Below are 20,119 nucleotides of genomic sequence, written 5' to 3' on the forward strand. Positions count from 1 at the left end.
TATTGGTTAATTTCACCAACAATTTTATTTGTAGAGGATTTTTACAATAAAAAAGTGATCATTTTGACAGGTCATATAAACTTATTTATTTAAATTAAGTTGAAAAAATTTGATTTTTACTATTATATGTAAATATCTATGAAAAAAATTAATTAAATTATTAGTAAATTTTGCTTTAATTTAGAGATCTAAAAACATGGGGCAAATAGTTGGAATTGATTTAGGTACTACTAACTCTGTTGTTGGAGTTATAGAGGCTGGCCGTCCGATTGTTATTGCAAATTCTGAAGGATCTAGAACTACACCTTCAATAATTGGTTTTACAAAGGATAAAGAAATAGTAATAGGTGACCAAGCAAGAAGACAACTTGTTTTAAATCCAAAAAATACCTTTTATAACTTAAAGAGATTTATTGGTAGCGAATGGGACGAATTGGATGATACAAGTATTTCTGTTCCTTATAATGTAAAAGCTAATGATACTGGGAGTGTTAGGGTTCTTAGTCCAAATACAGAAAGAGAGTATGCTCCTGAAGAGTTAGTCAGCTCATTAATTAGAAAATTAATAAATGATGCTGAAACATATCTTGGAGATACTGTTGATTCCGCTGTAATTACTGTCCCTGCCTATTTTAATGAATCTCAAAGACAAGCTACAAAGGATTCAGCAATATTGGCTGGTATCAAAGTTGATAGAATTCTAAATGAACCTACTGCTGCTGCACTAGCTTATGGCTTTGAAAAAAGTTCCTCAAATAATGTTCTTGTTTTTGATTTAGGGGGAGGAACATTTGATGTTTCATTATTAAAAATTTCCAATGGTGTATTTGATGTTAAAGCTACTTGTGGAGATACCCAACTTGGAGGAAACAATTTTGACACAAAAATAGTAGATTGGCTTGCTGAAAAATTTCTTGCTATGCATGATATTGATCTAAGAAGAGACCGACAAGCATTGCAGAGATTAACTGAGGCTGCTGAAAAAGCTAAATGTGAATTATCAGGATTATTAAAAACAAAAATATCATTACCTTTTATTACCACTACTAAAGAGGGTCCACTACATATTGAAGAGATCTTAGATAGAAAAATATTTGAATCATTATCTCAAGATCTTTTAGATAGATTATTAGAGCCTGTACAAATCGCCTTAGAAGATTCCGGATGGAACGCAGAAGATATAGATGAGGTGGTTCTTGTAGGGGGCAGTACTAGAATCCCTATGGTTCAACAATTAGTCAAGACTCTTGTTCCTAACGATCCTTGTCAATCAGTAAATCCAGACGAAGTCGTAGCAATTGGAGCCGCAATACAATCCGGAATAATTAGTGGTGATTTGCAAGATCTATTGCTTAATGACGTTACTCCTTTATCTTTAGGTTTAGAAACTATTGGAGGTCTTATGAAGGTACTTATACCTCGTAATACACCAATACCAGTAAGACAATCTGATGTTTTTAGTACATCAGAAGCTAATCAATCTTCTGTTGTTGTTCAGGTAAGGCAAGGTGAAAGGCCATTAGCTTCTGAAAATAAATCACTTGGTAAATTTAGATTATCAGGTATTCCACCAGCGCCAAGAGGCATACCACAGGTTCAAGTGGCATTTGATATCGATGCTAATGGTCTTCTTGAAGTTAGTGCAACTGATAGAACAACTGGAAGAAAGCAAACAGTTTCAATTTCTGGAGGTTCTAATTTAAATGAACAAGAGATAAATTCTATAATTGAAGAAGCAAAATCAAAGGCTAATGATGATAGAAAGAAGAGATCTGTCATTGATAGAAAAAATAGTGCTTTAACTCTTATTGCGCAAGCTGAGAGAAGGCTTAGAGATGCCTCTTTAGAGTTTGGACCTTATGGAGCCGAAAGACAACAAAGAGCTGTTGAACAAGCCATACAAGATGTTGAGGATTATATGAATGATGATGATCCTCAAGAATTAGAAATTTCAGTAAGTGCTCTCCAAGAAGCTTTATTTGGTTTAAACAGAAAATTCGCATCAGAAAGGAAAAATGATAATAATCCTTTACAAAGTATTAAAAATACATTTGGATCATTAAAGGATGAACTTTTTTCAGATGAATATTGGGATGATGATCCTTGGGATAATCAAATGAATAGAAATTATAGAAATTCGAGGTATGGTAATTCTAGGGACGATGATCCATGGGACAATGACTACTTCCTCTAAAAAAGACTATTTGTCGATTTTGGGTTTATCCCATGATTTCGATGATATTGAACTTAAAAAGGCCTTTCGAAGAGAAGCAAGAAAGTGGCATCCCGATTTAAATAAAAATGATCTTAATGCAGAAGAAAGGTTTAAATTAATTAATCAAGCTTACGAATACTTACGCGATCCTAAAAAAAGGAATTATAGTTCGGATGAAAATATCAATGATGATTTCGAAAATATTAAATTCAAGACAGGATTTCCTGATTTTCAAGATTATCTTGATTCATTATTTGGATATGAATACTCTCCAAAGAATTTCGATGAATATGATTATGAATCATTAGAGGATGAATCGATAAAAACAAATAATGATGAATTTAACAATTATCAATACCCTGCTACCTCTCCAGAAGAACCGCCTCCAGTTAAACTCCACCAAGATATTGAAACAGTTATTGAATTAACTCCTGATGAGGCCTTAAATGGAGCTTCAATTTTAATTGAGCTTGAAGATGAAACTGTAGTAGAAGTTGATACACCTCCATTCGCTGGAGATGGATGGCGATTAAGACTTGAAAATATAGCAAGAGGAGGTAAGGATCATTATCTACAATTAAAAGTTCAAACGGAAAGTGGCTTAAGAATAGATGGTTTAAGAGTTCTTTATAAATTAGAATTATTTCCTCATGATGCTCTTCTTGGTTGTGCTGTAGAGGTTCCTACTCTTGATGGGAATGTCACACTTCAAGTACCTCCAAAATCATCTACAGGAAGAATGTTACGTTTGAAAGGTAGAGGTTTAACTTTCGACGATAATGTAGGTGATCAATATGTTGAAATCTTGGTTGTGATACCTGCTGATATTAATGATGAAGAAATTGCTTTATATACAAGATTACAAGAATTATCACTTTCTGATTCTTAATCAAATAATATATAAATAGAAAAATCGAAACTTATGAACATATTTGTTCTTTTATATAATTCAGGAACAGATAAGGAAGGAATTCATTCAATCGAGCTTAAAGGAAGGACCATTGTTCTTATGTTTGAAGATAAGGATGATGCAACAAGATATTGTGGTCTACTAGAAGCTCAAGATTTTCCATTGCCAACAGTTGAAATGATCAACATAGAGGAAATAAAAGATTTCTGTATTAAATTAGATTATGAATGCAAATTAGTAGAAAAAAATTTTGTACCTAAAACAGCAGAAGATAGGTTATTAATTTCTCCGCCTCAGAAAAACCTAGAAGTTGAAAATTGGGAGAAAGACAAAAATAGTAAAAAAGATAACATTGATATAAATACCATTAAAGATAACCTTGAAAAGTTACTTTAGCTATTAAGATATCAATAAATTATTAAACAAATAAAACATGACAACTGCATTATTTGAGACAGAAGTTGGAAACATTAATATTGAATTTTTCTCTGACGATGCACCTAATACAGTTAAAAACTTCACTAAGTTGATTGGTGATGGTTTTTATGATGGTCTAACATTTCATAGAGTTATTCCTGGATTTATGGCTCAGGGTGGATGTCCAAATACTCGTGATGGAGTATCTGGGATTCCTGGAACTGGAGGCCCTGGATATAATATTAAATGTGAAATCAATTCCAATAAGCATCTTAAAGGTTCACTTTCTATGGCTCATGCAGGAAAAGATACAGGTGGTAGTCAATTTTTTATAGTTTATGAACCACAGCCTCATCTCGATGGAGTTCATACTGTTTTTGGTAGGACAGATGATATGGATGTAGTGTTAAAGCTTACTAATGGTTCAAAAATTATTAAAGCGACCCTAAAGTAGTAATTTAGCTTTCAAAAACAATACTAAATGTCTCTTTATCTAGATTAAATTTTCTTGTAGATGAATATAAGATTTCATTATTAATAGTAAATTTAGTATTGATTAATTTGATACTATTTTTTGGGTGTAGTGCTTGTTCAATGTTTCTAGAAACAATAATTCCAATATTTGAACTATTTTTATAATTGGATAAAAACTGAATAAATAATTCTATTTTCTTTATTTCTTCATCAGTAATGTTGGAATTGGTTCTATTCTGATCATGTAAGATTCGCCAGACTAATTTTGGTCGATTCCAAAAAGCCAATAATCTTGGAGTACTTTCTAGTTTAATATTAACGTTCATATCATTACAGAATTTAATAACGTTATTTTTTATTGGAACTAGATCAATAGATTTATATTTTCCGTCAAGAAAAATTGATATAAATGGATCGATATTTCTGGAATTAGAATTATCTTCATCAATCATGTGGCCTAGCTTCGTTTTTTTAACACTTAAATATTCTGCATTATTATCGTTTGGACAAATTACTAATGGAACTCTCTCAATAACTTCTATTCCATAACCACCTAATCCAGCAATTTTTCTAGGATTGTTTGTAAGTAATTTTAGTTTTTTTATCCCTAGATCGGTTAATATCTGTGCTCCAACTCCATAGTTTCTTAGATCAGCTGGAAAACCCAATTTTTCATTAGCTTCTACAGTGTCTAATCCACCATCCTGCAAACTATAAGCTTTTAATTTATTTATTAGACCAATTCCTCTACCTTCTTGTCTTAAGTAAACAACAACTCCCTCTTCCTCTTTTTCTATCCTTGATAAAGCAGCCTCTAACTGAGGTCTACAATCACAACGTAATGATCCAAAAGCATCACCAGTTAAGCACTCTGAATGCATTCTTACTAGTACAGGTTCGCTAAGTTTTGATGATTTTTGTTTAACTAATGCAACATGCTCTGAACCATCAAGTTCATTAACATATCCATAAGCTTTGAAATTACCAAAAATACTTGGAAGAACAGCATCAGATTTTCTAAATACAAATCTCTCAGTTTGAAACCGATAACTTATTAAATCAGCTATGGATATTAATTTCATTCCCCACTGTTTTGCATATTCTTTAAGTTGTGGAAGTCTTGACATGGAACCGTCAGGATTTTGTATTTCACAAATAACTCCAGCGGGATAAAGACCTGACATTGCAGCAATATCAACTGCCGCTTCAGTATGACCTGCCCTTTTTAATACACCACCTTTTTTGGCTCTTAATGGAAAAATATGTCCTGGCCTCCTTAAATCATCAGGTTTTGTATTAGGGTTTATTGCAACTTGAATAGTTTTTGCCCTATCTTCAGCGGAAATTCCAGTAGTAACATTATTTTCTGGTCCAGCATCAATTGATATAGTAAAAGCTGTTTGATTTTCATCTGTATTTCTATCTACCATCAATGGTAAATCTAAAGAGTCAAGTTTTTCACCCTGCATAGCCAAGCATATAAGGCCACGTCCCTCGGTCGCCATAAAATTAATTTGCTGTGGAGTTGCAAACTGTGCAGCACAAATTAAATCCCCTTCATTTTCTCTTCTTTCATCATCTACAACAATTATGCACTCACCATTTCTTATAGCTGCCAAGGCATCACTGATAGGATCAAATTCAATTTTAAAAGAATCATTTATATCCAAAATTGTTCCATTATTTGATTTGGGACTTGTTTCTTTCATTATTCCTATCAATATAGAAAAATAGTGTTTTAGTTACCTTAAATTCAACACTTTATAATCCTATCTCAAAGTCTGCCAATTCAAAGAAATGAATGTTGCAATAGTAGGTGCTACTGGTTACGGCGGTATTCAAGCGGTAAATCTTTTAAAGAAAAATAAAAAATACAAAATTACGTTTTTAGGAGGTAATAAAACATCTGGATCAAAGTGGAATGATAATTTCCCTTTTATTTATCTTGATAATGATCCTCATATAGAAGAAATTTCAGTAGATAATATTTCAAAAAATGCAGATATTGCTTTGCTTTGCTTACCAAGTGGCCTATCTTCAACATTGACAAGGAAATTATTAGATAGAGGAGTTAAAGTTATTGATTTATCAGCTGATTACAGATATAAGTCCTTAGATGAATGGAAAAAAGTATATACAAAAGAAGCTGCTATTTATAAAAGAAATGATGATGATTTATGTAAAGAAGCAGTCTACGGTCTTCCTGAAATAAATAAAGAATCTATTTCAAAAGGAAGGTTAATTGCATGTCCAGGATGTTATCCAACATCTGCTCTTATTCCATTAGTTCCTTACCTATCGCAAGGAATTATAGATAATGAAGGTATAGTTATTGATTCTAAAAGCGGAACCTCGGGAGGAGGCAGAGAACCAAATCAAAAGCTACTCTTATCAGAATGTGGAGAGGGTCTATCTGCATATGGATTGATAAACCATAGACATACCTCAGAGATCGAGCAGCTAGCATCTTTAGTTTCTGGAAATAAAATTGAAGTGCTATTTACACCTCATTTGGTTCCAATTACAAGGGGTATGCATTCGACTATATATGGGAGATTAAGAGATCCTGGTTTAACTTCTGATGATTGCAGAATTCTTTTGGATAATTATTATAGAAATTTTAAAAATATTAAGGTTTTACCTGTAGATACATACCCTTCAACAAAATGGGTTAAAAATACAAACAAAATTTTTCTTTCTGTTAAAGTAGATATTCGAAATGGAAGAATTATTATTTTATCTGTGATTGATAATCTGTTAAAGGGACAGACTGGGCAAGCAATTCAAAATTTAAATATTATGAGTGGATTTTCAATGGATGACGGTCTTGATTTAACTAATAATTTTCCATAGAATTACTCCTTATCAAAAAACCAGCATGAGAGATTGAAAGAGGTAAAATTTTATGCTCAAGTATCTGTATTTTTTTTGTAAGTGTTTCAATATTGTCTTCTTTCAGAATTGACAATGCAGCTTGCATTATCAATGATCCACTATCTACCTCCTCTTCAACAAAATGTACTGAACAACCAGTTATTTTTGAACCATTTAATATAGAATCCTTTATCGCAGAACCACCTTTATATGCAGGAAGTAATGAAGGGTGAATATTTATAATCTTGTTCTTGAATTTATTAATAAAAAATGGAGTGACAATCTTCATCCACCCTGCCATAACAACAAGTTCAACATCGTGATTAATTAAATTATTTACAATTTCTAATTCAAATAGCTCTTTATTCGGAAAGTCATTGTCCCTTATTATTTTGTGAGGTATTTTTACACTTTTAGCTCTTTTTATACAACCTGCATCATCTTTGTTAGTAATGAGAACTGTTATATCTATATCTAATTCGCCTTTTTCTGAGAGATTAATTAACTCCTGAAAGTTAGTTCCTCTTCCAGAAGCAAGTACACCTATTTTTAATTTTGGTGAAAATTTTCTAAATTCAGATATCTCAGGCGAAATTATGTAATTAAATGATTTATCCAAGGTTTTTATCCAATGATAAATTCATATGAAATAAAATAAACCCTCTCATTTAATTATTTATATTCAAAAACATATTTATTTGAAAATATAAATTTAAACAATTTTAAATGAATCAAATCTATGTACTATGCGTATAGATATAATTAGTAAATAACTAAAGGAAACAAATATATAATATGAATGGAGATTTAAACTCATGGGATAAATTTTGTAATTATCTTTGGTTTGATAAAAAATTAAATATTTGGTTAGACATAAGCAAAATTAATTTCACAAATGAAGAAATAAAAAATTTAGAAGAGAAATTTGTAGATGTATTTTCATCAATAAAAGAATTAGAAAATGGTGCAATCTCAAATATTGATGAAAATAGACAAGTTGGACATTATTGGCTTAGAAATCCATCAATTTCACCATCTTCAAAAATAGGTGAGGAAATTAGCGCAGATATTGATTCAATCTCTGAATTTGGGAAACAAATTTTAAATGGAGATATTAAGAATAAGAATCAACAGAACTATACTGATGTTCTATGGATAGGAATTGGTGGAAGTGGTTTAGGACCATTACTTATTACAGAGTCACTGCAGAAGTGCTCTAGAGGCTTAAAATTTTCTTATATCGATAATGTTGATCCCTTTTTAATTAGCGAAAAGTTAGAAGAGTTATCTGAAAAATTATCCACAACATTATTTGTAGTAGTAAGCAAATCAGGTGGTACGCCTGAACCTAGAATTGCTATGGAAATTATTAAAAGTCATTGTGAAAATAATGCTCTTGAATGGAATTCTAATGCTATAGCTATAACGATGAAAGATAGTAAATTATTTAAAAAGGCCACTTCTGAAAATTGGTTGAAAATATTTAATTTGCAAGATTGGGTTGGAGGAAGAACAAGTATTACAAGCTCTGTGGGATTACTTCCATTAGCTCTTATTAATGAAAATATATTTGATTTCATTAGAGGTGCATCATTAATGGATGAGGCCACGCGTATAAGTGATTTTAAAAATAATCCCGCAGCATTATTGTCATCTGCTTGGTATTTAACTGGGGATGGCGTTGGGAAGAGAGATATGGTCGTATTACCATATAGAGATAGGTTACAGGTATTTAGTAAATATCTTCAGCAATTAGTAATGGAATCATTAGGAAAGAAATTTAATAGGAATGGTGAAGTAGTTAATCAAGGTATTTCCGTTTTTGGTAATAAAGGATCTACAGATCAGCATGCTTATGTTCAGCAACTGAGAGATGGTATTGATAATTTCTTTTGTATTTTTATTGAATTATTAGATTCTCCATCTACTAATATTTTTGATGAAAAAGAGAATCCAAAGGAATATCTTTCTGGTTTTTTGCAAGGAACCAGATCCGCACTCTCTAGTGAAGACAGACAAAGTATCACTATTACTTTAGAAAAGTTAAATTGTTTTTCACTAGGGGCCTTAATCGCTTTATTTGAGAGGGCTGTATCCTTCTACGCTGAATTGATAAATATAAATGCATATGATCAACCTGGAGTTGAAGCTGGAAAGAAAGCAGCTGCAAATATTATTGAGTATCAACAAAAAGTAAGTAATTTATTAGATGAAGGTGGAGAATATTCTATAAATGACATAACATCATTATTTGATAATTCAGTTAGTGAACCCATATTTTTTATACTCCGTGAAATGTGTTTCGGTAATGATAATTATCTAGTTAAGGGGGATTGGTCAAATCCAAATTCATTAGTTATTCAAAAAATAAATTCTTAAACAACAATATTCATAATTTTTCCTTTAACAATAATTATTTTTCTTATTTCCTTATCTTGAGTCCATTTTAAAATGTTAGGTCTTTTAAGAGTCAATTCTTTAATTTGATCATCACTCATATCATTATTAATATTTACTTTGTCTCTAACTTTTCCATTCACTTGTATTACTAGTTCATATGAATCTTCTTTTAGTGCCTCGGCATTAAATGAAGGCCAGTGTTCTAAATGTACAGATTTTTTAAATCCTATAAGATGCCATATTTCTTCTGCAATATGAGGTGCAAATGGAGCCAACAAAATACAAAATGTTTTTAAAGCATCAATTTTTAAATTATTGTTTACGTCATTAATGGAATTTGATAATGAATTATAAAACTTCATTAGTTCTGAAATCGCAGTATTAAATTGGTTATTTAATATGTCATTTGAAATTTCTTTTATAGCGATATTCATTGACTTTATTAAACTTTTTTCTTTATCTGGATAGGAATTAGATTTACTATTTATATCTTTTGCACAATTTATATAAAGCTTCCAAATCCTGCTTAGAAATCTAAATTGTCCTTCAACATCTGTATCTCCCCATTCCAAATCTTTTTCTGGTGGTGCTTTAAATAATATAAACATTCTTGCTGTATCTGCTCCATATTTTTTAATTACTGATTCAGGGTCTATTCCATTATATTTAGACTTAGACATCTTCTCGAAAAGAACTTCAAGTTTAGAATTGTCAATTGGATCTGTAGGATTTGATAAGTCAATAATATCGGAAGGAGAAACATATTTACCAGTTTTATTGTTTTTATAGGCTGCCGCCTGAACCATTCCTTGCGTTAATAGTTTTTTGAAAGGTTCATCTATTTCAAATAGTTCATTATCCCTCAAGGCTTTAGTGAAAAATCTTGCATATAACAAGTGCAATATTGCATGCTCTACCCCTCCAACATATTGATCTACAGGCAACCACTTATTGATTTCAATCTTTTCAAATGGCTTATTAGAACATTTTGAAGATGGATATCTTAAAAAATACCATGATGAACACATGAAAGTGTCCATAGTATCAGTTTCTTTTCTTGCCGCTATTCCACATTTTGGACATGTAGTATTTATCCAATTATTATTATCACCTAAAGCATTAATCTTGTTAGCCGAGATTTCTATATCTTTTGGTAAGGAAACAGGTAATTCCGATTGCTTTAATGGAACAGATCCACATTTTTTGCAATTTACTATGGGTATCGGACATCCCCAATATCTTTGTCTAGAGATTAACCAATCTCTTAGACGATATTGAATCTTATTTTCAGCCCATCCATTATTTACTCCCTCCTCTGGAATTTTTATTTTAGCAATAGTATTTTCTATGCCATTGTATTGATTTGAATTAACAAGATATCCTTTTTCTACATAAGCTTCTTCAAGCTCTTTATTTTGTTCACTTTTATCCTTTATTATTACCTGTTTAATATCAATATTATTTTTCTTAGCAAATTCAAAATCTCTTAGATCATGAGCAGGCACGCCCATAACAGCACCTGTACCGTATTCATCGAGAACATAACTTGCCACCCAAATAGGAATAGGTTCAGAATTAACTGGATTTATTGCTGTTAAGTTAATTTTTATTCCAAATTTTTCAAGTTCATTATTTTTATTATTTTTCAAATATTGTTTTAGATTTTCTATATCTCGTATTGTTTCTTGATCAGAAATATTTTTTACTAATGGATGATTAACAGAAATTGCTAAATAAGTAACTCCAAATAAAGTATCTGGTCTTGTTGTAAATACAGTAATTTTCTCTTCTGGATTGGTATTGATATTGAAATTAATATTTGTACCAATTGACTTTCCAATCCAATTATCTTGCATTATTTTTACTCTTTCTGGCCAGTTATCTAATTTTTCTAAATCCTTCAATAACTCATCTGCATAATTAGTAATTCTTAAAAACCATTGCTTTAATAATTTTTTTTCAACTACAGCCCCAGATCTCCAAGATTTACCATCTGAATCAACTTGTTCATTCGCTAGGACTGTATTATCTATAGGATCCCAATTAACTTCTGATTCTTTTTGATATACAAGCCCTGCCTTGTATAACTCTAAAAATAGATATTGAGTCCAAATATAATAATTTTCATCACATGTTGCAAATTCCCTATCCCAATCAACTGATAGTCCCAAAAGCTTTAATTGTGACTTCATATGAGAAATATTTTTTTTAGTCCAGACACTTGGACTAATTCCTCTTTCAATCGCAGCATTTTCAGCAGGCAAACCAAAAGCGTCCCAACCCATTGGATGTAAGACAGATTTACCCTTAAACCTTTGGAATCGAGCTATTAAGTCTGTAATAACATAATTCCTAACATGTCCCATATGAAGATTACCAGAAGGGTAGGGAAACATTGATAAGGCATAAAATTTATCGCTATTCTCAGTTAATTCATCGGTTTTGTATAAATTGTTTTCTGTCCATATTGACTGCCATTTTTTTTCTATTTCAGATGGATTATATAAATTGGTATCAGCCTCATATTGTTTATCTGGAGAAATCACTTAATTTTTATTTGTTAAATTATTATTTTAATATCCATTGTATAAAATAGAAATAGATTGTTAAAAGGAATAATTTATAATTAAAATTTAAAATATATGAATTACAAATGAAAAATATAACTTTTGAAAAATATCAAGGTAACGGAAATGATTTCGTAATAATAGATTCTAGAGGAAATGAATTCTATAAAAATTACAAGACAAATAAAATATTTGATATAAAAAAAATTTGCAACAGGCAATTTGGTGTTGGAGCAGATGGTGTGATTTTTATAGAAGAACCTAATGAAGATAATTATGCAAAAATGATAATTTTTAATTCTGATGGTTCTGAAGCACAAATGTGTGGAAACGGAATTAGGTGTTTAGTTGAGTATCTCCACGTAAATGATTCAATGAAAAATAAAAATATAGAATATAAAATTGAGACTAAAGCAGGTTTAAAAATTGCAAAATATATAAATGATGAAATTACAGTAAAAATGGGAGTTCCAATTTTAGAATGTGAAAATATTCCAACAACAATTGAAAAAAAAATAAATTCAATTCCTTCACACGAATTTATTGAGAAAGATTTTAATAATATGGGTTATGCCGTTGGAATGGGAAATCCTCATTTAATATTCTTTGTAAAAGACATAGAGTCAATTGTTCTTTCCAGACTTGGTCCTATATTTGAAAAAAATGAATTATTTCCTGAAAAAACTAATGTGCATTTTTGTCAAATTTTAAATAGAGATAATATCAAAGTAAAAGTATGGGAAAGGGGTGCAGGTCCAACCTTAGCTTGTGGAACAGGTGCCTGTGCTATCCATGTGGCAGCTTATAAATTAGGCCTTTGTAGTTCACAAACCATAGTAACCTTACCAGGAGGTAATCTTAAAATTGATTGGTCAAAAGACGATTGTGAAGTAATGATGACCGGTAATGCTAAAAAGGTTTTCTCAGGATCAATGTTAGTAAATTAATGGAAAATAATTTTATCTATTTAGATAATGCATCCACAACTCCGTTATCTGAGAATGTTTTAAATATAATTAATTCAACTTATAGGAATTATTGGCATAACCCTTCATCTACATATGAGCTAGGGATAAAATGCTCTACTTATCTTGAAAAAATTAGATCTAAAATTGCTTATATATTTGAAGCAGATCCAGAGGATATAATTTTTACCTCTGGTTCTTCGGAATCGACAAATATTGTATTTAATAATATCTATGAGAAATTTAAAAATGGTAGGGTTGTTATTTCAAATGTTGAACATCAAGCAACAACTATTTGTGCTAATAAACTAAGAAAACAAAATTGGACTATTTACGAATGGCCGGTAAATAATGATGGAATTTTAAATATTTCTGATATCAAAAAATTTTTAAACAATTATACTAAGCTTGTATCAATTATTTGGGGTCAAAGTGAAATTGGGACAATACAACCTGTCCAATTTATTGGTTCCAAATGTGAAGAATTAAATATAATGTTTCATTTAGATGGAACTCAAATATTAAGTAATGGAATATTCAGTTGGAAAGATCTTAAATGTGATTTTTTAAGTTTATCCGCTCATAAATTTGGAGGTCCAAAAGGGATCGGTATTCTTTTAACAAAAGAAAAGTCTAGACAAATTTTAAAAAATAATGACATATCAGTTACTCAGGAATTTTCAATTAGACAAGGTACACAAGCTTTGCCATTAATCGCTGGAATGTATGAATCATTAAAGAATATTGAAGGAAAAATAAAATTATATGATTACATAACTGAATTTCCTTCTAATAATATTAATAAACTTAAAAATTATTTTTTTCAAAAAATTAAAGATAATAATCATATAAAGATTACGGGTAGTATTAACCATAGACTTCCCAGTCATATTTCTTTTTTACTATTAAATAAACTATTTGAGCCTATAAAGGCCTATAAGATTGTTAATTTCATGTCAGAAAATAAAATAGCCATAAGTAGTGGCAGTGCTTGTTCAAGCTCATCTGGGAAACCTAGCTCAACACTTAAAAATATTGGTTTAAAAGATGATGAACTATATTCAAATATTCGTGTTACTTTAGGTTCAATAAATAATAAGTCAGAAATAGATAAATTTTTAGAACTTATTCAAATATGTATTGACAAATTTTAATGGAAACCAATTACAGACTACCTAAAGATTTAAATGAATCTCTTAAGAATATGGAGGATGCAATTATTCCAAGTTTATTAGATTCAAATAAAAGATTTACTATAGAATTTAATTTTGAAGGGTTGAAGTTTAACAGAATTGGAATAACTATCTACAAGATATTGTCTAAAAATAATAATGTATTCATAACATTTGCTGATCAAGGTGCTGTGGCATTGGCTCAAAGAGACTATCCCGATATCAAAGATAAAATCTTTACTTTTAAATCATTTAATGAATCAAATAATATAAATAATATTGATAGTGTAATGATATCGATACTACCTCAGCCATATGATTTCGATTCATTTGAACCAATGTCTGATAATTATCAAGGTACGCATTATTCATTAAATCCAAAATTTGAAGATGCGAATATTGGTATAGGAAGTGTTATTAGAGAGCGACGTAAACACTTTGTCAAAACATGGAAAAATATTTATTTTCTGCAGCCTTTAAATAAAGCTGCTCTTATGCATATTTATCCAAATAACTGGTTGCTTTTCAAAGAAGAAAATAAAAGGTATTTTTTTAAAAAAGAATTTGAAATTAAACCCGACAATGAATCTATTTTTGTAAATTTATAGATTGATTGTGATAAAAAAAATATATTCTTTTTTCTTTATTGTTCTTATATTAGTAACATCTCCATTCTTAATAAGATATTTACTAACAAAACAGAAAATAACTATTTTAAATAGTATTTATTTTAATTTCCCGGGAATAATTAATAAAAACAAAATATGTCCTTCTTATGATGCTTTATTGAATCAAACGCTTGATGATTCTTTTAGTGTATCAATTATTAATAATAATGGAGAAATAATAAGTTCCTACAATGAGGATGTTCCAAGGTTGCCGGCATCTAACCAAAAATTATTCTCATCAGCTTATGTTTTAAGTAAATATAAATTAAATAATAATTTAAAAACTTCCTTATATAAAAATAAAAGCGATTATTATTTACACGGTCAAGGTGATCCAGATCTTAATTATGAACATATAATCGAACTAATTTCAAATGTTAAAGAAAATAAAATTATTAACTTTAAAATTGTAGAAATTGATTCAAAATTATATTGGCCTAATGGTTGGACAAATACTGATAAACTTTACGAATATGGATCTCCAATTACATCTCTTGCAATAGAAAGTAATTACAATAAATATTATGATATTTATGCATTAAAAAATTTTATTGAAAATTATTTAAAAAATAAATTTCCAAATTCAAAAATAAATATAGATTTTTTTGATTCAGAAAAAACTTTTTATTTAAAAAATATTAAAGAGATAAATAAAGTATATTCAACTCCAATTCTTTCATTATTAACTCTAACAAATTCTGAAAGCCATAATTTTACGGCTGAATCTCTTTTTAAAAATGCCTCAAATACATGGAACGATAATAACTATATAAAATTGAAAAGATGGCTTGAAAATAAAGGCCTCCCAGTAACTAATGCATACTTTGCAGATGCTAGTGGTTTGTCTCGAAAAAATAAAATTACAACAAAGTTAGTTGTATTGTTTTTAGATAAAATGAGATATTCTAATGATTTTAATGCTTATCAATCTACACTTTCAATTACGGGAGTGAGAGGAACGTTAGCCAAAAGATTTGTAAATAGTGAATTGTCTGGAAAGTTTTTTGGCAAAACTGGGACTCTTTCGAATGTCTTTGCATTATCTGGCTTTTTATATAAAAATGATAAGCCAATAATTATTAGCATTATCCAAAATTCTAATAAAATTGATAAAGAAAAAGCTTTTAATTTATTACGTGATCTTTATTACTTGAGATCCTGTTAAAAAAATATTATTTAAAATAGTCTTTTAAATCCTTCTCAACAGAGGGGGGTACCATGTGATTAATTTCACCACCAAATTTTGCAACTTCTTTTACTAAAGAACTACTAAGAAAACTATAATTTGTATTTGTCGATAAAAATATAGTTTCAATATCATTATTAAGTGATTTATTTGTATGAGCAATCTGTAGTTCATACTCAAAATCACTCATTGCTCTTAAGCCTCTGAGAATAAGATTAGCTTTTAGATCATTTGCACAATCAACAGTTAGACCAGAATAAGAAATAACTTCAATATTAGGTAAATGAGAAAGAGAATTTTTTATTTGTATTATTCTTCTTTCAAGATTAAATGTTGGTGTTTTAGAGGTATTTTCTAAAACAGCAACTACTAGATTGCCAAATATTTTTTCAGCCCTTTCTATTAAATCAAGATGCCCATTTGTTAAAGGATCAAATGTACCTGGATAAAGAATTTTCATGAATTTATTATGATCGAATAAGAAATTTAGTTAAAATAATATTATTAGTTAAATCAATTATGACATTAAATCTAGAAGCAAAAAAAATCTTATTAAGAAAAATACCTCACGGATTATTTATTTGTGGCGTTAGAGACGAGGATAAAAATGAAGTGAATGGATTTACTGCAAGTTGGGTGACTCAAGGTTCTTTCACCCCACCATTAGTTGTTATGGCTGTTAGAGCAGAGGGTTCTAGTCATGAAATAATAAAGTCAACCAATAAGTTCTCATTAAATGTGCTCAAAAGTGATCAAAAGGATCTAGCGGCTGTTTTCTTTAAACCTCAAAAAGCATTAGGAGGTAGATTTGAATCTGTTGAATTTAATTTAGGTGAGCTTGGATTGCCTATTTTAGTTGATAGTGTTGGTGGTGTTGAATGTAATGTTGTTGGAAGTGTTATGCATGGAGACCATACCGTTTTTGTAGGAGAGGTGCAATCTGCTTATCTGAATAATGATGTTGACTCACTAAATTTATCTTCAACTGGCTGGAATTATGGAGGTTAACCACTATAAATGAGTAATTCCTCTATCGAAAAAATAAATAACAAATATAATTTTAAAATTGAATATAAATTAATTAATAATAAGGAGTTATTAAAATCAAGATTATCCGAAATTCCAAAGTCATCTGGTTGTTATCTTTTTAAAGATATTGATAATAACTTACTTTATATCGGTAAATCTAAAAAACTACGCAGTAGAGTAAGTAGTTATTTCAATAATTATTCAGATTTAACTCCCCGATTAAGTTTGATGGTTCGTCAAATAACTGAAATAGAAATAATAGTCACAGATAGCGAATATGAAGCATTAAATTTAGAGTCAAATTTAATTAAAACAAACAAACCATATTTTAATATTCTTTTAAAGGATGATAAGAAATATCCATATCTTTGTATAACTTGGAGTGAAAAATATCCTCGAATATTTATTACAAGAAGAAGAAGAAATAGAAATAATTTAGATAGATATTATGGACCTTATGTTGATGTCGGATTATTAAGGAGAACATTATTTACGATAAAAAAAATATTTCCACTTAGACAAAGACCAAGGCCAGTCTATAAAGATAGAACTTGTTTGAATTATTCAATAGGAAGATGTCCAGGTGTTTGCCAAGAAGTTATATCATCTGACGATTATAAAAAAATAATGAAACAAGTATCTATGATATTTCAGGGAAGAAATGATGACTTAGAAATATTTTTACAACAAAAAATGCTGCAATTTTCAAATGATTTAGATTATGAGAATGCAGCAAAAATAAGAGACCAAATTTCAGGTTTAAAATTATTAACTGAATCACAAAAAATATCAATACCAGATTCTTCAATTAATAGAGATATCTTTGGAATAGTTTCAGAAAAAAATGTAGCTAGTATACAAATTTTCCAAATGAGATCAGGTAAGCTCATTGGGAGAATTGGCTATAGTCAAAAATTAAATAATGAAGATGAAAATCTTATTTTACAAAAGATATTAGAAGAGCATTATATGAATGTTGAACCTGTAGAAATACCATCAGAAATTCTTATTCAATATAACCTTCCAAAACAAGCAACCATAGAGGATTGGTTAACGGAGCTAAGAAAAAAGAAAGTAAAAATCCTAATCCCAAAAAGAAATAAAAAACATGAAACTGTAGAAATGGTTTTAAAAAATGCGAAATTGGAATTAGATAGAATATTAAATGGGATACAAGATAATGAATCATCAATTGAGGATCTTGCCCAAATACTTGAATTAAGCGAACAACCTAAAAGAATTGAAGGCTATGATATAAGCCATATTCAAGGTAGTGACCCTGTAGCATCACAAGTAGTTTTTATTGATGGGGTTCCTTCTAAACAGCATTATAGGAAATATAAAATTAAAGATCCAAACGTTTTTATAGGACATAGTGATGATTTTGCTTCGATATATGAAGTAATACAAAGAAGGTTTAAAAAATGGTCAAGATTTAAAGAAAGCGGAGGGGATTTTTCAATATTAAATGATAAAACGAACAGTAAATTAGACAATGAACTTCTATCAGATTGGCCTGATTTAATAATGATTGATGGAGGAAAAGGACAGTTAAATGCAGCTATTAAAGCATTAAAAGAATTAAATCTTGAGGAAGAAGTAACTATATGTTCATTGGCAAAAAAAAATGAAGAAATATTTATTCCAGGATTTACTAAGTCTCTTGATACTGATGAAAATCAAAAAGGAGTTCTTCTATTAAGAAGGGTAAGAGATGAAGCACATAGATTTGCATTATCTTTTCATAGAGACAAAAGATCTAAAAGAATGAATAGATCTCAATTGTCCCAAATCAGTGGATTAGGACCATCAAGAATAAGAGAATTGCTTGAGCATTTCAAATCAATAGACGCGATAAGAATAGCTAGTAAGGAGGATTTATCAAAAGTTAAAGGACTTGGAAAAAATTCAGTTAATGATATATATGAATATTTTAACGAGTTATAAATATTAATTAAATTTTGAAAAATAGATTTCTTGATATTGTTAAATATAACTATATTAAAAACATATATTTTTAAATTAATCTAGTAATTTGGCAGCTGAAGCATATCTCTGGTTTAAATCACTTCACATTATTGGTGTAATCGTTTGGTTTGCGGGACTTTTTTATTTAGTAAGACTTTTTATATATCATGAAGAATCTAAAAATATGGATAATGAATTAAAAATTGCCTTTAATAAACAATACACCTTGATGGAAAAAAGGCTGGCGAATATAATTACAACACCCGGGATGATATTAGCTTTAAGTATGGCTATTTGCATGGTTATTATGCAACCAAGTTGGTTAAGTGAGAAGTGGTTGCAAATTAAAATTTCTTTTGTTTTGGGATTAGTAATTTATCATTCTTATTGTTATAAAATAATGTATTCATTACAAAATGGTACTTCAACCATTTCAGCAAAAAACCTTAGATTATTAAATGAATTGCCTACTTTATTATTATTTATAATTGTACTTTTAGTTATTTTTAAAAATAATTTTCCAACTAGTATTGCTACATGGAGCGTAGTTGGACTAATTATTTTCATGTTGGCTTCAATTCAATTATATGCAAAGATTAGAAAGAAAAATGAGAATTCATTAAGTAATGAATAGGGAAGACTTAGTAAAATTAACTTCCAATATTAATAAAAATAGTTGTCCTAATAATATTAATTTTCACTGTCATACAAAATTTAGTGATGGAAGTTTAGAACCATATGAACTTTTAGATCAAGCTTATAAAAATAACTTGAAATTTTTATCAATAACCGATCATCATACAATTAAAGCTCATGAATATATAAAAAAAAATAATATACTCAAAAATTATCCTAAAGATTCCTTTACATTAATTTCGGGAATAGAAATTAATTGTTTGATTTTAGGATGTTTAGTACATGTAATTGGATTGGGAATAGATATAAAAAGTAAATACCTAAATCCCTACATCCTTGGAGAGTCTCCAATAGGTAATGATTTAAATATTAAATCAGTTATAAAATCAATAAATTTAGCTGGTGGTTTATCATTTCTTGCACATCCAGCGAGATACAGGATTCCCTTTTATAAATTAATTCCAGAGGCCAAAATACAAGGTATTGATGGAATAGAGGTTTGGTACGATTATGAACTTAATGAAGTATGGAATCCTAGTTTATTTGTATGTTCAGAAATAGATAAATTAGCAGATAAATATTCAATGCTAAAAACATGCGGAACAGATAGTCATGGACTTTCGCTATTAGGTAGATAA

18 protein-coding genes are annotated in these 20,119 nt (G+C 29.4%); 14 read left to right on the top strand and 4 right to left on the bottom strand.

The genetic code is table 11. From position 1 onward, the window contains the following. The first annotated feature begins 196 nt into the window (after positions 1–196). From dnaK to HA141_RS04870, 4 genes are read left to right on the top strand one after another with little or no spacing between them, the layout of a single operon-like run. A complete protein-coding gene (gene dnaK, locus HA141_RS04855; RefSeq protein WP_209117449.1) occupies positions 197–2,194 on the top strand; it encodes a molecular chaperone DnaK in 1,998 nt (665 codons plus the stop codon). Then, positions 2,145–3,104: a DnaJ C-terminal domain-containing protein gene (locus HA141_RS04860; protein WP_209117451.1), complete on the top strand. Its 960-nt coding sequence runs from the start codon at positions 2,145–2,147 to the stop codon at positions 3,102–3,104. The genes dnaK and HA141_RS04860 overlap by 50 nt, the downstream gene beginning before the upstream one ends. Before the next feature lie 33 nt (positions 3,105–3,137). Next, positions 3,138–3,521 carry a DUF3110 domain-containing protein gene (locus HA141_RS04865; protein ID WP_209117454.1) on the top strand — a complete coding sequence of 128 codons (384 nt, stop codon included), beginning with the start codon at positions 3,138–3,140 and terminating at the stop codon, positions 3,519–3,521. 37 nt (positions 3,522–3,558) lie between these two features. Then, the gene (locus tag HA141_RS04870) at positions 3,559–3,996 is read left to right on the top strand and encodes a peptidylprolyl isomerase (protein WP_209117456.1); all 438 of its coding nucleotides are present in this window, start codon (positions 3,559–3,561) and stop codon (positions 3,994–3,996) included. A gap of 4 nt (positions 3,997–4,000) precedes the next feature. Here the strand turns inward: HA141_RS04870 and ribBA are convergent, their stop codons facing one another. After that, positions 4,001–5,725 carry a bifunctional 3,4-dihydroxy-2-butanone-4-phosphate synthase/GTP cyclohydrolase II gene (ribBA, locus tag HA141_RS04875; protein WP_245157279.1) on the bottom strand — a complete coding sequence of 575 codons (1,725 nt, stop codon included), beginning with the start codon at positions 5,723–5,725 and terminating at the stop codon, positions 4,001–4,003. Positions 5,726–5,813: 88 nt separating this feature from the next. Between ribBA and argC the strand changes: the two genes are divergently transcribed. Beyond that, positions 5,814–6,869: an N-acetyl-gamma-glutamyl-phosphate reductase gene (gene argC, locus HA141_RS04880; protein ID WP_209117458.1), complete on the top strand. Its 1,056-nt coding sequence runs from the start codon at positions 5,814–5,816 to the stop codon at positions 6,867–6,869. Here the strand turns inward: argC and purN are convergent. After that, positions 6,853–7,509 (bottom strand): phosphoribosylglycinamide formyltransferase, encoded by a 657-nt coding sequence (gene purN, locus HA141_RS04885; protein WP_209117460.1) that lies wholly within the window; start codon positions 7,507–7,509, stop codon positions 6,853–6,855. The genes argC and purN overlap by 17 nt on opposite strands. A gap of 176 nt (positions 7,510–7,685) precedes the next feature. Between purN and HA141_RS04890 the strand changes: the two genes are divergently transcribed. After that, complete coding sequence (locus HA141_RS04890; RefSeq protein WP_209117462.1) at positions 7,686–9,269, top strand: glucose-6-phosphate isomerase; 1,584 nt, start codon at positions 7,686–7,688, stop codon at positions 9,267–9,269. Here the strand turns inward: HA141_RS04890 and leuS are convergent. Next, complete coding sequence (gene leuS, locus HA141_RS04895) at positions 9,266–11,836, bottom strand: leucine--tRNA ligase (protein ID WP_209117464.1); 2,571 nt, start codon at positions 11,834–11,836, stop codon at positions 9,266–9,268. The two genes, HA141_RS04890 and leuS, sit on opposite strands and share 4 nt — an antisense overlap. A 107-nt stretch (positions 11,837–11,943) precedes the next feature. Between leuS and dapF the strand changes: the two genes are divergently transcribed. Genes dapF through HA141_RS04915 form a run of 4 tightly spaced genes read left to right on the top strand, consistent with a single transcriptional unit; the run spans position 11,944 to position 15,827 of the window. Then, positions 11,944–12,804 (top strand): diaminopimelate epimerase, encoded by an 861-nt coding sequence (gene dapF, locus HA141_RS04900; protein ID WP_209117466.1) that lies wholly within the window; start codon positions 11,944–11,946, stop codon positions 12,802–12,804. Beyond that, positions 12,804–13,976, top strand: a complete 1,173-nt coding sequence (locus HA141_RS04905; protein WP_209117468.1) for a cysteine desulfurase family protein — start codon at positions 12,804–12,806, stop codon at positions 13,974–13,976. The genes dapF and HA141_RS04905 overlap by 1 nt, the downstream gene beginning before the upstream one ends. Then, a complete protein-coding gene (locus HA141_RS04910) occupies positions 13,976–14,602 on the top strand; it encodes a DUF1995 family protein (protein WP_209117470.1) in 627 nt (208 codons plus the stop codon). The genes HA141_RS04905 and HA141_RS04910 overlap by 1 nt, the downstream gene beginning before the upstream one ends. A gap of 7 nt (positions 14,603–14,609) precedes the next feature. Next, positions 14,610–15,827, top strand: a complete 1,218-nt coding sequence (locus tag HA141_RS04915; RefSeq protein WP_209117472.1) for a D-alanyl-D-alanine carboxypeptidase — start codon at positions 14,610–14,612, stop codon at positions 15,825–15,827. Between the two features lie 7 nt (positions 15,828–15,834). Here the strand turns inward: HA141_RS04915 and coaD are convergent, their stop codons facing one another. Then, complete coding sequence (gene coaD, locus HA141_RS04920) at positions 15,835–16,308, bottom strand: pantetheine-phosphate adenylyltransferase (RefSeq protein ID WP_025938370.1); 474 nt, start codon at positions 16,306–16,308, stop codon at positions 15,835–15,837. 59 nt (positions 16,309–16,367) lie between these two features. On the opposite strand from coaD, the gene HA141_RS04925 reads away from it, so the two are divergent. The 4 genes from HA141_RS04925 (at position 16,368) to HA141_RS04940 (ending at position 20,119) form a co-directional block, all read left to right on the top strand. Then, positions 16,368–16,856 carry a flavin reductase family protein gene (locus HA141_RS04925; RefSeq protein ID WP_011818417.1) on the top strand — a complete coding sequence of 163 codons (489 nt, stop codon included), beginning with the start codon at positions 16,368–16,370 and terminating at the stop codon, positions 16,854–16,856. Between the two features lie 9 nt (positions 16,857–16,865). After that, positions 16,866–18,824 (top strand): excinuclease ABC subunit UvrC, encoded by a 1,959-nt coding sequence (gene uvrC / locus HA141_RS04930; RefSeq protein WP_209117474.1) that lies wholly within the window; start codon positions 16,866–16,868, stop codon positions 18,822–18,824. 88 nt (positions 18,825–18,912) lie between these two features. Continuing rightward, positions 18,913–19,479: a protoporphyrinogen oxidase HemJ gene (gene hemJ / locus HA141_RS04935; protein WP_032518910.1), complete on the top strand. Its 567-nt coding sequence runs from the start codon at positions 18,913–18,915 to the stop codon at positions 19,477–19,479. Further along, the gene (locus HA141_RS04940; RefSeq protein ID WP_209117476.1) at positions 19,472–20,119 is read left to right on the top strand and encodes a PHP domain-containing protein; all 648 of its coding nucleotides are present in this window, start codon (positions 19,472–19,474) and stop codon (positions 20,117–20,119) included. Before hemJ ends, HA141_RS04940 begins: the two co-directional genes overlap by 8 nt.

Origin of the sequence: Prochlorococcus marinus XMU1402, from assembly GCF_017696205.1 — a bacterium.
Classification (GTDB): Bacteria; Cyanobacteriota; Cyanobacteriia; order PCC-6307; family Cyanobiaceae; genus Prochlorococcus_A; species Prochlorococcus_A marinus_AC.